This is a genomic window from Streptococcus suis (genome assembly GCF_019794615.1).
GTDB lineage: Bacteria > Bacillota > Bacilli > Lactobacillales > Streptococcaceae > Streptococcus > Streptococcus suis_AI.
This window is the reverse complement of record NZ_JAIMDU010000009.1, coordinates 47,989-61,684: the sequence shown is the minus strand read 5'-3', so window position 1 is coordinate 61,684 and position 13,696 is coordinate 47,989. Positions and strand designations below refer to the sequence as shown.

At 32.5% G+C, this 13,696-nt stretch carries 12 protein-coding genes; 1 reads left to right on the top strand and 11 read right to left on the bottom strand.

The features are described 5' to 3' along the window. Positions 1-181: 181 nt before the first annotated feature. From K6V43_RS03860 to K6V43_RS03810, 11 genes are all read right to left on the bottom strand, one after another. Positions 182-757: a DUF4352 domain-containing protein gene (locus K6V43_RS03860; RefSeq protein WP_261311771.1), complete on the bottom strand. Its 576-nt coding sequence runs from the start codon at positions 755-757 to the stop codon at positions 182-184. Between the two features lie 19 nt (positions 758-776). Then, positions 777-1,616 carry a mechanosensitive ion channel family protein gene (locus K6V43_RS03855; RefSeq protein WP_222381777.1) on the bottom strand — a complete coding sequence of 280 codons (840 nt, stop codon included), beginning with the start codon at positions 1,614-1,616 and terminating at the stop codon, positions 777-779. A gap of 143 nt (positions 1,617-1,759) precedes the next feature. After that, complete coding sequence (locus K6V43_RS03850) at positions 1,760-2,299, bottom strand: hypothetical protein (RefSeq protein ID WP_172089587.1); 540 nt, start codon at positions 2,297-2,299, stop codon at positions 1,760-1,762. Between the two features lie 28 nt (positions 2,300-2,327). Next, a complete protein-coding gene (locus K6V43_RS03845) occupies positions 2,328-2,582 on the bottom strand; it encodes a hypothetical protein (RefSeq protein WP_024391771.1) in 255 nt (84 codons plus the stop codon). A gap of 1 nt (position 2,583) precedes the next feature. Beyond that, positions 2,584-2,871 carry a hypothetical protein gene (locus tag K6V43_RS03840; protein WP_024391770.1) on the bottom strand — a complete coding sequence of 96 codons (288 nt, stop codon included), beginning with the start codon at positions 2,869-2,871 and terminating at the stop codon, positions 2,584-2,586. Positions 2,872-2,873: 2 nt separating this feature from the next. Beyond that, positions 2,874-4,361, bottom strand: coding sequence for a type IV secretory system conjugative DNA transfer family protein (locus K6V43_RS03835; protein WP_024391769.1), 1,488 nt, complete (start codon positions 4,359-4,361; stop codon positions 2,874-2,876). 2 nt (positions 4,362-4,363) lie between these two features. Continuing rightward, positions 4,364-6,457, bottom strand: a complete 2,094-nt coding sequence (locus tag K6V43_RS03830) for a GAP1-M domain-containing protein (protein WP_024391768.1) — start codon at positions 6,455-6,457, stop codon at positions 4,364-4,366. Further along, on the bottom strand, positions 6,457-7,665 hold the full coding sequence (locus K6V43_RS03825) for a hypothetical protein (RefSeq protein WP_024391767.1): 1,209 nt from the start codon (positions 7,663-7,665) through the stop codon (positions 6,457-6,459). Before K6V43_RS03825 ends, K6V43_RS03830 begins: the two co-directional genes overlap by 1 nt. Positions 7,666-7,705: 40 nt before the next feature. Next, positions 7,706-9,439 (bottom strand): hypothetical protein, encoded by a 1,734-nt coding sequence (locus tag K6V43_RS03820; RefSeq protein ID WP_222381776.1) that lies wholly within the window; start codon positions 9,437-9,439, stop codon positions 7,706-7,708. A gap of 237 nt (positions 9,440-9,676) precedes the next feature. Continuing rightward, positions 9,677-11,362: an Hsp70 family protein gene (locus K6V43_RS03815; RefSeq protein ID WP_172089583.1), complete on the bottom strand. Its 1,686-nt coding sequence runs from the start codon at positions 11,360-11,362 to the stop codon at positions 9,677-9,679. After that, the gene (locus K6V43_RS03810; RefSeq protein ID WP_222381775.1) at positions 11,363-12,154 is read right to left on the bottom strand and encodes a hypothetical protein; all 792 of its coding nucleotides are present in this window, start codon (positions 12,152-12,154) and stop codon (positions 11,363-11,365) included. It abuts the gene before it with no gap. A gap of 322 nt (positions 12,155-12,476) precedes the next feature. On the opposite strand from K6V43_RS03810, the gene K6V43_RS03805 reads away from it, so the two are divergent. Beyond that, positions 12,477-13,682 carry a hypothetical protein gene (locus K6V43_RS03805; RefSeq protein ID WP_222381774.1) on the top strand — a complete coding sequence of 402 codons (1,206 nt, stop codon included), beginning with the start codon at positions 12,477-12,479 and terminating at the stop codon, positions 13,680-13,682. Positions 13,683-13,696: the final 14 nt, after the last annotated feature.

Here is a 13,696-nt window from a genome sequence, read left to right as displayed (position 1 = left end):
CAATGGGACAATGGGTTGTGACATAAAAAAATCCTCCAGTTTTTTTATTACAGTATACTGGAGGAGTGAATGATTGGATAGGTACCTTGTTATGGGGCGCTTACTTTGTGATAGCCTCCAACCAACAGAATAACTATAATCGAAATCCCGAATTGCAAAAATCAATTCGGGATTTTTTCTATTAGATTCCTTCAGAAATCAAATCTGTCCACATGGCCTCTTCATAAACGAAACCAAAACTTGTCTCGTCATCTACACCATAAATGAGTTTTACATTTATTTTCTCACCTGGTTCTAACTTTTCAACCAAATTGACATCATATGTACTTAAGTCTAATGCAAAAGGTATTTGAGTCGTTGGATCGATAAGGTTGAAATAATATTCGTCAAAATACACTCTTTCATCTGTTGTATTCTCAACCTCCATCTCGACAACGTATGCTGAACTATAATAATCATCCACTAAGCTTACGCTGTCATCTTTTCCCATCGATGTCACTGTTACATCCAGACCATCTGAAAAATTAACTTTATCACCTATCTGGTACTCTTCATATGTCAAAGTCTCGTCTAAATAATCTGGATAGGTCGTCCCTTGACTTTGTGATACACTGAGCCCTAAAGTCAAAATAACACATGTAACCCCTAATACAAAGGTTAGTACCAGCCCTATAATTGTTGTCCAAAAAAGTGGTTGTCGGTATAAAGGTTTCTTTCGATAGTACATTTGTCCATCTTCAATAACAAAGTCTTTCAATCTTCTCCTCCTCTTCAGCTTACGCTTGGTTCTCTGATGGCAATTCGATACCTGCTTGCCTTAGTGCATCTTGGTATAAACCAAAAAATCGATGATAGGCAACTGTTTGTTGACCATTTGTAACAAACAAGTTGACACGAAAAACAAATTGTCCTGTTACCGTTGTTTTCGGCCCTAAAATGCTGATATTGGTAATCTGTTCAAAATTGCTTAACTCGCGACTATTGACTTCCTCTATAATACGGTAAACTTGTTCTAGATCTGTATTAAATTTCAAAGGGATATCAATTTGTGCACGCATTTCCCCACGCGACTGATTGCTGACAACTAAAATATTACGATTTGGAATAAAATGTAGGGTTCCATCCGCATCACGCACTTTCGTTGTCCGAATCCCCATGCTAACAACAGTACCAGAAATAGTAATTGGACCATTTGTCAACTTGACAACATCCCCTACATCAAACTGTCGTTCAATCAAGATAAAGAATCCATTCACCAAGTCTGAAAGAAATCCTTGTGCTCCCAGTCCAACAGCAACCCCTGCAATCCCTGCACCTGCCAACAAACTTGAGACAGGTAAGCCTAAAATACTGAGTACCCAGTAAAGCAGAATAAAATAAAGGAGATAGTTTAAACTGCTTTCCACTAATCGACTGATTGTCTTTTGGCGTCCTTGCTCATGATTTGAAATCTTTAGAGACGGTACCAGCACTTTTTTAACTGAAGCTTTAGCGATTTTCTTCAGAATATAAAATGTAATGAACAGTAAAATAAGAGACAAAATCTTGTTCAAGCTAGCAGTCACAATCGCCTCAACATTAAACTGAGACAAGTACTTTGTAATAAAATCATTCATAAACTCATTATAGCAGAAATGACAATAAAAACGCAAAAAAGACAGTGTTAGCCACTGCCTGCTATTCAAATGTGCTATTATCGCTTTTATTGATTAATTCTGTTGATGTCTTAATAATTCTCAAAAAATCGAACTATATCTGACTATTCCTCAACTTGTTCTGAAGCATGTAGTTTATAATTATCTGTTATTGCAACTTTGTTTTTATTATACCAAATGAAACGTGCATATTCTTTCGCAGATAGTGTTTCACTAGCTACCTTTGTCATTATAAATTTATATTCCTCTGAATCCTGCCAATTCTCCCCAACATTATCAAGTAAGTATGATTCAGTAAAGGAAGTATCAGAAAATTTATTATATTCATCTAAAGATTTTCTAGATAATATGTAGTCAAAATCTGTCGCTACTTTCTTTTCTACCTCTATATTATCTACGCTTGGTACATTAGCTAAATAATAATCAGATAATGTTTGCATTGTCCATTGATTATTTCCGTCTTTTGACAAGACTTTAATGCTTTTAAAATCGTATGCTAGATTGGCAAACTTTTCGTTTTTAGTTTTATTTACAAAATAAAAGATAGTCCCGCTCACCAAGATAATAATAATTAAAATGATATAAAATAGCTTTTTAGCTATTTGAATATGTGTCCCTTGTGTGTTAATTAACCCATTATTCATTATAAAAAATACCTCCATAGATTATCGATTATCGCTCTTTGACACGATGAGTTTGTTGAATACTATTTATAGCCACTCTCCCTAATTGTCTGTTTCGATTCCTATTATTAAGTTTTTGAGAGTTAAAAGCTAATTGTCCTAATTTCTGTTTTGTTTTAATACTAGTTGTAACGTCCTCCCTTTTTTTAATTTGATGGTGATTCAATTTTGGATTATTTTCCACAAGCCAACTACTTGCCTGTCCATAATGTTCAACATTCATTTTTCGCCTATTGTTTTCCATCTTATTTATACCTTTTCTCAGAATAATCCTTTTTTTTATAAGGTGAACTTCGATAGATTTCAGAATTATTTTTATCAGTTACATCCGATAATTGACCTAGTAAGTTATCAATCTGCTCCATCGATTTACCATCTTTTATTTCTAAACAAGCTTGATTGTTTGCATTAGAAACAAGAACAGTATCTATTTTAAGTGGTTGTAATAAATTTTTATGTACACCTAATACAGCCACGCCTACTTCAACTCCAAACATTACTTTTTCAGTGTTGTTCATTTCTTTTAGAGACATATTTACCTCTCAAAATCTATCAAAAGCGGTTCCTTTAGTATCTTGGGGTTATAAAAAATTCCAGTATAAAAACCAAATTCTGAAGGAAAGTGCATAATATCAGTCTCCGATAATATTGGTACTTCTGAGATTTGATAATTTATATTATGGGTTGAATGCATCCCAATACTTTTAGAAACTTGTTTAACCGTTTTTGTGCCTATCTCTTTAGAAAGAAATGTCGCAGATACTCTATCAGTATGTTGGAGAAGTATCTTTGAAGAACAATTTGAAGAATATTTTGAAAAGGAGATATCATCACCAAATTGAGAAATGCTTTGAATTGCAATTGTAATACTTACACCAAATGAACGAAGCTGTGCCAAAGACTCAGAAAGAGCAATTTTAGGAGCAATAAAAGCTGCCTCATCCATCATCCAACTAATCAAAACTGATGTTTTTCCAGTGGAACATATTTTTACTTTCATCATACCATAGAACAATGCACTTAGTTTCCACGCTACCTCTCCACGACTTATCGGAGAATGTAGCACCAGTAAACCTTCAGTAGTTAACAACTCGTCTAAAGAAAAATCACTATCTCTTGTAACAATTGCTGTATCTCTTTCTGCAAAAATAGATAATTTAGAAGCAAGACCGCTCAAATAAAGGGTACTCTCAATATCAAGCAAATCTCGTAGTTTTCCTTTTATAGATAGGTCCTCTTCAGCCATTATCAAATCAGATAAAATTGCTTGGTTTATTGTAAGTAGTTTATAAATATATGTTAAGTTGCAATTTTCGGGCTCAGCATTTTTCTTCACAAGCATAATTAACCCTTGCAACCAACGTTTGTCACGTTCTACAAAGTGTTTATTTTCAATACCTTGATTATCATTGCTCCCCAATAATGAATCTGCTATAGCCTGAACTAACAACGTATCTCTACTATCTTTCACTTCATCTAGTGGATTCCAATGGTGCGAGCTTTGTGAATCAAATGGATTCCAAGATCTGACCTTAAACTTTTGAGAGATATTAGATTTTTTCTTTGCTTCAACTATTAGTTTTAACATATCCCCTTTAACATCATTCACAACCACCCTAAAATGATTTTCTAAAAGCGATAAAACTGCTGGAACAATCACCCCGTAAGTTTTCCCGCTCCCAGACGGTGCAATTAATAATTGATGAGTGAATATATGTTCTCCAAAAATTGAAAAAGGGATTTTTTCCTGAGTTCGTGGATTTTTTATCTTCCCCAGCTGGTATTCTCCTTGTGCTAAGATTTGCTTATCATTATTTGAAACGTACTTGGGTAGTAATAGTGCTCTATAATCTCGCACCCCTTCGCTATCATAACCAATTTTATCTCCAAATAAAGCATATCCAGATTTCTTAGCACTAAAAGAAGTCTTAGATTTTAAGTCATTAATATTATCATTTAACTTATGGGCTAGTGAACTACTTAATTTTGCTGTCCCCCATAACAAACCCCATCCAAGCCCCATTCTTACCTCCCAAAGATTGAAAAAAGTTTGAATTTATTCGCTTCAGAATTAATATTTTTCAAGGAAACAAAATACCTATAAAATTTATTTGAAACCTGAATTTTATCTTGCTTAATTTTTCTATCTATTTCTTCAAAGTTTCTTTTGAGTTTTTTATTACTTACAAAAGCCAATGTTTGTTCCTCTGAAAAGTCCTTATTTTTATGGAAAAATTGTAAATATACAAAAAAAAGTTCATTGTGCCCTCTATTAATTTGGTCTAAAAGACAAGTCACCAAGTGAGAATCAACATTACAAATAGTAGATATAATTTTATAATAGCTTTCAATATCAGCAGGTGATTTTACATCCTTAATCAAACAATCTAAAATATCCGTGCAAAATTTATCAAGTATTTCATGCGGTAGAGTCTCACTTTGTAATTTCTGAATTGTTTTTCTTAAAATAGAAAGCCTTTCTTTTTGAGATTTTGCTAGTAACAAAGCTTTCCTCACATATGATAAATATAGCTGAGTTGGCAACTCGAAATGTACATGTGTAGAGTACCAATTTATTATTAAAGTAATCAAACTGTCATTATTTATTTCACATAGTTGATCAACATATGCATGAATAAGTTTATTAGTTAAACTAGAGTCCCACTGATCATTAATTGCTTGTTCAACGAATATTAAATTGTATTCATCAAACTGCATTAAGATAGTTTCTATTTTTTTCTGGCGTGTAACATCTAAATATTTAACCGATAATAATGCCTCGTTAATATTAGAAATTAAATACGACTTAAACAGGTTTTGAAATAACTCAATGTCATTTACATTATTTAGTATCTTTAACTTTAACTGTTGACTAAACAATATAAAGTCGTCACAAAGTTCCTTTATTAAATAGGAGTCATATTGATCATCCCTCTCAGATGATTTCAACAATAATAAATAATCATTAAAAAGAGAGATTTTTGACTCTTTATTCTTATTTCTAATATGAGATACTATATCTTTCCGATAATTCGTAGTCAAAACGTCTGATAATATAGGACTTGCTAAGAGTTGCTCAAAAAATTTAAATTGTGTATGTGGCTTTCCATAAACAGAAATCGCTGACATTGAGTCTTTAAAAGTAGCCAGATTAGGTTTATTGTTTAGGTATTCATAGTAGGATAAAATGGTATCAATATCTTTATTCATACTTAGATAGTTGAAATTTTCGATTAGTAATTTTTCGAAACTCGCCAAGCCATTCGTGTTATCTAGCAAAGTAGCAACAGCCCAATCAGAATATCTGTAATTTGCACGAGAGGTAGTCGGAAATACTTCTTTCTGCATATCAAAAACATGAAAAAACATTGAATTATTTGGACGAAAGTCAGTTCCTTCAGGAATTACTCCTACAATATCAAAACGTTTATTCTGAATAAAAGATTCATTTGGAGAGTATTCGAAAGTCGAAAAACTGAGCTGTTTTGCCAAAGTTAATGGAAGTGAATAGAGAATAGCTGCAATCCAAAGTGGAATATTCTCAAATTCATCTATGATAATAACTGTTTTGTTTTGATTATTTATTTGCTCATCCAATACAGCGGATAGTAACCGTGACAGTATCTCTTTATTATTCTCTAATTTAATAAACTCTCTTACAATATCTAATTGAAGTGAACCATTTAGCAACTCTATATTATCAGATAAATAATCTGGAATTTTTGTATTATCAACCTCTTCAACGTCCATTGAAGTCCGAAAAGTTGGACTTTCAAATTTTTCGATAGGATATTGTCTTAGTTCATCAAGGATTACCCAATGATTCAAAAAATTACCTGGTCTTGCATTACTAATTAAGTACTCTTTTCCTAAATATCTCTTTGAAAAGAAGTTATACTTCCCATCAAAAAAATATGCAAAACTGTACGGTAATGATACCTCTTCTTTCGAAGCATCTGTAATATCCGATACATTTACAGTATTCGGTAATTTAAACTTGGAAAAATAACTCGTATCTCTTAGCTTATCCTGTGGAAAATGTTTATCATAACTATAAATACAATGACCTTGGCCTTTGACTCCAAATCTTGCAACTGTATAGATTAACTGATGCCCCATCACTGTCCTCCTAACCATGCCATAAATCTTGATTTCAGACTGTTGTGTTCATTGCCTTTCATAAGCCATATTAGTGGCAACTCCACAAGAAAAGAGTCAATATCCTCATCTTCTCCAACCTCAAAATTCAATCCTCTGGAAGATAGAATAAAAAACTTAATATTGCTATACTCACTTCTTAATTGACTCAAAAGTGCTACTTCTCCAATATTATTCAAAAAATTCTCTGTAACGTTATTAATGAGTTCAATTCTCTCAATACTTTTATCTTTTGTGAAACCGATTTTTATAAACTCTTCATCAAAAATATCTGAAAAGTCTTTCAAAATAACATCCACTTTTGTCAGTATGACGGCTATCGGTATCGAAATTTTTGCACCTTGAGAAATACTTCTTGATGAGCGAATTATTTTTGTCAAATTCGAAACAATCGAGGTCACATCTTGATTTCGAATTCCCGAATACTCAGATCTAAGTTCGGGACTAACTCGCGACTTTACCCCTGAGAGTTGTAAAATATCAATTAGAAGAAAAATCCCTTTTGCATTATTAAAGTAAGCATGACTTGCGAGTGTACTACTTGAGTAGTCATCAAATTTTTCTCCTGCTGCATCATAAATTGAATAAACCTCCTCTTTGGATGAAGAACGCTTTACTTTAAATATAATACTCTCTCTGCTATCATTTGCAGTTCCATCTAATCGACCATTCCTTTTCAAACTTTCTATTCGTTGCCTACGCTTTGATTTTTCTTCACTTGATTCAATATAACTGACAGCATCTCCTTCAAAATACTTATGACCATATCTTTGAATATCATCTGTCATTAATGTAAACAACTCGGTTTTTCCCACACCTTTGCTTCCTGCAATAACAAAAGTCTTATAATTCCCTCTAAATATTTCTTCAGGGATTTCTGTATGTTCGCTATTTTCAAAACAATTTTTACAAATTGCAATCAAAGGCTTCCCGTCTTCAGAGAAAATTCCCATAGAATTGATATTGTTTTCACTCACCACTGTAGAAAATTTAATACTTTCACCTTCACAAAGCTGATCAGTTACTACATCTTTTAATGGAAACTCTATACCTGCCCCAACAATTACAGGCCTAAATACTCTCATCTTTGAAGGGGAGTAGTAAGTAATATCTTTAATCCTATTTTCACAGTAACATTTTGGACAAATAAACTGTACTTTATCTTTCATATGATTCTCTTTCTTAAAATATTATCTAAAAAATTAGGTCTTACGTTACTTCGAAGTACTTGGGACTTGAATAAGATTCCCCATTGCTAAAGAATAATGTATATTCTTTAGATTGAATTTCAGAAGATAATAATCTAATTTTCTTTTTAAATAATTCCTGTGAACTATCTAAATAAAACGGTCGTAATCGTTTACCATCTTCTGGACTACTCACATTACCTTCAACTAAAATTACTTGAAAATTTTGTATTCTAGAAATTTCAGACAATATCTCTGTATCTAATTTCAGCCTTAAATCGTAACCCATTCCAAATCTATCCGTTAATACCACGCTCAGATTATCCATATTAAATTTCAGAAGTTCAACTGACTTAATAAATTGTGAAAAACTAGTTCCGATACATTCCTGACAAAGTTGTTCAATTCTAGGGTAATCTGCAGTAGTTCTATATATTTCAAGTAACGTTTCTTGAATATTATCTCTACTACTAATATTTTGAGTTAAAATTTTTACTAATTCTTCAGTTTTTCTGACTGCCTGTTTTGCAGTCAATTCTTCTTGCCGAACTATATTTTCAAACATCTCATATTTATTCGAAATAGTTTCCAGCTTAACTAAAGCATCGTAATAATACTTACGCGAAAATGACTCATAAAATGACTCAAACGTATTATTTTTTGCATTTTGAACCTTTTGGCGATTAATATCGCTTATTCTAGCAGTTTCAAACATGCCTAATTTTAGAAAAACATCTAATAAATACTCATCTAACTCAACTGAATTAAACTTTTTATTCCGACTTCGACAAATGGGACAACACTTCCTTTGATCATCTGGAATCATTCTCCCACAAATACAATGAAAGTAATCGATTTTTTCAAGTTTACTTACTTCTAATTCTTTCCCTGTTTGTATCATAAATAAAGAAGAGACAAAACACTCTACTTCTTCTTTATTATTAGAAAAATTTGACCAATTAAAGATAATCTTTAATGCTTCATTTTCCAAACAATCTTTTTTTATTATTTTTCGGATTCCATCGAATGATATTGCTGTATCATATTTTTCTTTTGATTTTGAATTAATAAAATATTTATCTAGCTCAATTAAAAGATTATCGTATATTTTAAAAGTCGTGTTATCAGATTTACCATTAATTTGAGCTCGAAGATAATCTAACCTAGTACGAATTTCATTAAAGCTACTTTCTTTTGAAAACTGAGTTGCTGGAAATTCTAAGTCTTTTATCTTAATGTGATTTCGATAGTTTAAAAAATCATATACATCTAAAAAATTCTGTAAATCATTTCGATTTAAACGTTTTTGAAATTGAGGTACCTTATATTCTTTTAAAACACTCTCTGCCCTAATTTCTTTTTCTTCACGCTCTGCATCCAGTTCTGCCTTACTTTTCTTAGTTCCTTCTAGTCTAATCTTTAGATTAGTTATCATTTTATGAAGAGCTGTATTACTTATTTGACCCTGAAAATTAATAGAAAGCAATTTATTTAAGTCACTTTGACTCAACGGTTGGATAGAAAAATTGCTAGCCTGAATCAGAGAGACTTCCAATTGATGAAAAGATTTAGAATAAGCATTTCCTATAAACGATATGTATTGATTATCTGTTGCATTTTTTATAAATTCTCTTAACACTACTGTTTCTTTTTGAAACGGTAAGGACATGCACCTATCCAAAGCCTTTTCTCTATCCAACACATAACCGAGATTACAGTATAAATAGTAGTCGACTAATTGACAAATATTTTCCATTATCCCAATCTTTCCTCCTAGTCCAATGCTCCCAGCATAAAGAAATAATCCCTAATAGAACTACATGGGCAACATTGGAAAAATTATTTCAATAAACATCTTTCACTTTGGTGACTGCATTTTTATTTGGAAAGTCACCTTTAATAACTTGTCTTATGTACTATCAAAGTTAACAACTCTCAAAGATTGACTACAACTATCACACCTTAAAGGAGAAAAAACTGCTATGTAATATCATTAAATTTCATCAACGATATTCATTGTATTAATATGTTCGATTGCTTCTTCAATCTCTTCACCTGTCATTAGTCCCTTGATTTGGATCTCTGCACTTGCTTCCCGACCATCGGTTAATTCTTTGGCGTATGCATTAATTATACCTTGATCATTTAATGTTAATGTCACTTCAATAGGACTTCCAATAGGTAACCCAGCAGGCATAGTTAATAGTAACTCTCCTATCATTTGTTCCGCCATATAATCTTTATAATCTACAACATCCTTCATCTCATCAGATTCGATTATCTCAATTAAGACTTCAGATTGTGATTCATACCGTGTCCCAGCCCCTATAGTTCCTGTAATATATCCACCTATAAGTGGACTATTTTTTATAATAATATTTTGTATTTTCAATTCATTGCCATGAAATAATTTGACCCCATAAGTTTTTGTTGCAGCGGTTACAATTTCCTTGTCGTTTAAGTTTCCAAAACTTGCAACAGACGTGTTTAATTTATCATAAAAACTATCTTTATTCCTTAATACCTCTTGTTGCTCCTTAGTCAAGTCATCCTCATGTAGTTCACCAGAGGCTAACTGTTCAACAATTCTTTGACCTTTTATATAAGCAAACACAGCCCAAATAGCAGCACCTTTAGCTACTGCTTGATCTGGATCATGTGTTTTAGGCTCCAAACCATATTTCAATTGAAGTGCTTCTTTTATCATTGGCATCCGAGTAGATCCGCCCACTAATAGAATTGTATCTATACTAAAACCTTTTCCACTTGCAATTTCAATTAATTGATCCGTAATTTCTAATGTTCGTTCTAACAAATCCTCTGTCATTTCTTCGAAATCTTGACGAGTAATCACTGGCTGAGCTTTTTCACCATCAAAGTTCAATTTTGCCTTTGTTGTATCTGAATTAGTTAACTTTACTTTAACTTCCTCTGACTTTAAAAGAAGTTGTTTCTCATCCCCTGGAGTAAATTTATAATCTGGGTGTACTTCCATAAATTTCTCATATAAGAATTCAAAAATACGTTGATCCCAGTCCTTACCGCCTAACTGACTGTCTCCTTCAGACGCAACCTCTATAACCTCTTGATCAGAAATAGACATGATTGTCGCATCAAAAGTCCCCCCACCTAAATCATAGATTAAAAATGTCTTATTATCTTCACCGTTACTTTGCGTATAGTCAAAAGCAGCCGCTAGAGGTTCTTTGATTATTTCTAACACTTGTAACCCCGCCAATTCCCCTGCAGTTTTCGTAGCCATTCGCTGAGCCTCATTAAAATAGGCTGGGACAGTAATAACAACTTGTTCCATCTCAACCCCTAAGGAAGATTCATCAACTGAGCGTTTCAGTTCTTTTAACACCAGTGAGGATAACTCTTCAGGACGATATTTTTTGGATCCAATGGTAAATTTTTCCTTCACATTATTTGGCAATTCTTCGAAAGAAGTACCCATATAACGCTTAAAAAATTCAACGTAACCAATAGGATCCATTTCGGCTTCTTCTTTAGCAGCTTGACCTACTACAATATTGCCATCTTCTGCAAAGTATATTGCACTTGGTGTAATATCTTTACCATTCCTATTTTTTAATATAACTGGTTTGTCATAAGAATCAACATATGAAACCGCTGAATAAGTTGTACCTAAATCAATACCAAAAACTATCTTTTCCATTTATTTCTCCTCCGTCGCTGTTTCTGCATATTTATAGACATCTACAACTTGCTTTTCGATGACTATACTTCCCTTCTCAAGACCTGAATTTCGAACCATTGCCACAGTTAGGTGTAACTCTTTCTGAGATGTGTAAACATCATTATATTTTTTGTCAGATATGGTATTAAATACATCTCCAACTTCACCTGTAAATATATGTAATTGGTTACTTTCTAATAATTCGTCAATATCTTCTATAGCACTCTCAAGAATAGCAACAAAATCTTCATTTTCAATTCCTTTTTTCTTTTTGTAACTTGTCAGTTCATCTACTAAATTTTTTCTAACTTTCCAAATGGACCGAAAAATCGGCAATTTTATTTCCTCAAACAATCCTGATTTATACAATGATAATTCATCGTGAAGATTTGAATTTATTTCTTGTAATCTAAGTAATTTAGCAAAATTCTGTTGAGTTTTTAGATTTGAACTAAGCAGCTGAGATAACTTATTTCCTAAATCAGTGATTTGCTCATTTTGTGAAATAAGTATAGAATCTATCAATTTGTTGATATCTTCCTTATCACCACTCGAAAATTGTGAATTTAGGATGTCTTCAACTCTATCCTTAATGATAGTTTGATTCGATAAAACTTCTAACATTATATCTTTTAACGACAAACTACTTAAACTTGTCTCTAAAGTCTTCTCAAATACAGTACCGGTTTCTACCTCTGAAATTGCCTCCTCCTCATTGAAAATCAAGTTTTGATCAGAGATATTATAATCATCAAAAGTTTCTCTTACCATTATTCACTCCTCATAATAAATAATAACCGCATTGCTAAAAAATTTTCCTTAAAAATATAAACAGATACTTTGAAAAATATAAGCACTGATACACATTCCTAGAAAAGTATCGCAAATAATACTACAACATTATCATTTCCTTGCATAATTGTCCTTGCTTTTTTAAAAAATGAATGTTGTTTTTTAAATAAGCAAAATTATCTATAAAACGGACAACTTTCCATTTTTCAAAAAGAAAGTTTCCAGCATATAAATACATGATTTATATGGTTATTTTTGGTAAACTTAATATAGGATTCTATGAAAAAGAAGGTAAGTGGGTATGAGACATTTAACTTTTAGCGAAATCTTACAGACTATCTTATCCATAAATAAAACAAATAATAAAACTACTGGGTGGGTAAAACAAGAAGCTACCGTCAATAGTATTTTCCAAGTCATTGGGGTTCCCGGTAAGGCAGATGAGGAATTTTATGTAAATACTTCCGATTGTTCAAAATACTTTAATGGCAGAAAAAATATTCCTAATAAAATTCGTAAATTCATTGCCAAGCAGCCATTTACTGAACTTGCGGAGACATTTGCAGACAAAATTAATCACCATCCGGATATCCCTGCCACAGCGATTGCAACAGCACTATTTGAACAAGCAAAGCAAGGTGAAATTTCCTCGCTCATCCCTACCTGCACCGATGATATTCGCTATCAACAAGAGCAAACATTAAACCAACTGTTCTCTAAAAAACTATATGCCCAGTATATTTCTACAACAATCCTCTTCTCCCTCCTTTATGTTTCAAATATTGACACCACTCCTTCTGTAGATTTTCCATCTCAAGAGATACTTCATTTTAATAGTGATGTGGAAGAGTGTATTCAACTTGGGCAATATTATAAGAGTTATGAACGAGATGTCATTATTTATCCAGACATCGAAACAAAATTGTTTAAGGTATTGGTAACTCGTACCTTTGAGGCTCCACTTCCCAATCCCGTTCACAAATATAAAGACAAGTATCTGGTTAATTTTTTATATTCAACTCCCACACTGCGAAGCAATCTCCACTTTGTTAGTCTGAAAATTAATGGAAAGGACTACACTGATGCTACTCAGGTAATTGATGAAACTCTCGACAGTGATAATCACAGCTTTCCCTATAAGCGTTCTATTTTACTAGAAAATATTGAACCAGCAAATACATATAAAGTAGAGTTGCAGACTAAATATTTTGCAAGCTTTCCAGTGAGATTTGGCAGTTTTCGTCTGCATGCTCCAGCCAAGCGATTTAAAGTTTCCGTCTGTATTCGAACAATCGAGAAACGAAAACTATCTTTGACAATGAAAACATTTGGTAGTTACAACAAGCATGTCTCAAACATTCATCATATTGAACCAAATGCTACATTGGCCTATTTTGAAAACATAGATTGGACTTTCCCATCATCAGGCTATGCCTATATTGTGAAACCTTGGAATGAATATTGGCTAGATTTCTTACCAGATATAGAAAAAAGTACAGAGACTTGATGTCCTGTACTTTT

Bases quoted from the DNA above. Each gene is read 5' to 3' on its own strand.
- K6V43_RS03850 (WP_172089587.1), bottom strand. From the start codon at position 2,299: ATGAATAATGGGTTAATTAACACACAAGGGACACATATTCAAATAGCT.
- K6V43_RS03825 (WP_024391767.1), bottom strand. From the start codon at position 7,665: ATGAAAGATAAAGTACAGTTTATTTGTCCAAAATGTTACTGTGAAAAT.
- K6V43_RS03845 (WP_024391771.1), bottom strand. From the start codon at position 2,582: ATGGAAAACAATAGGCGAAAAATGAATGTTGAACATTATGGACAGGCA.
- K6V43_RS03855 (WP_222381777.1), bottom strand. From the start codon at position 1,616: ATGAATGATTTTATTACAAAGTACTTGTCTCAGTTTAATGTTGAGGCG.
- K6V43_RS03820 (WP_222381776.1), bottom strand. From the start codon at position 9,439: ATGGAAAATATTTGTCAATTAGTCGACTACTATTTATACTGTAATCTC.
- K6V43_RS03810 (WP_222381775.1), bottom strand. From the start codon at position 12,154: ATGGTAAGAGAAACTTTTGATGATTATAATATCTCTGATCAAAACTTG.
- K6V43_RS03840 (WP_024391770.1), bottom strand. From the start codon at position 2,871: ATGTCTCTAAAAGAAATGAACAACACTGAAAAAGTAATGTTTGGAGTT.
- K6V43_RS03805 (WP_222381774.1), top strand. From the start codon at position 12,477: ATGAGACATTTAACTTTTAGCGAAATCTTACAGACTATCTTATCCATA.
- K6V43_RS03835 (WP_024391769.1), bottom strand. From the start codon at position 4,361: ATGGGGCTTGGATGGGGTTTGTTATGGGGGACAGCAAAATTAAGTAGT.
- K6V43_RS03830 (WP_024391768.1), bottom strand. From the start codon at position 6,457: ATGGGGCATCAGTTAATCTATACAGTTGCAAGATTTGGAGTCAAAGGC.
- K6V43_RS03815 (WP_172089583.1), bottom strand. From the start codon at position 11,362: ATGGAAAAGATAGTTTTTGGTATTGATTTAGGTACAACTTATTCAGCG.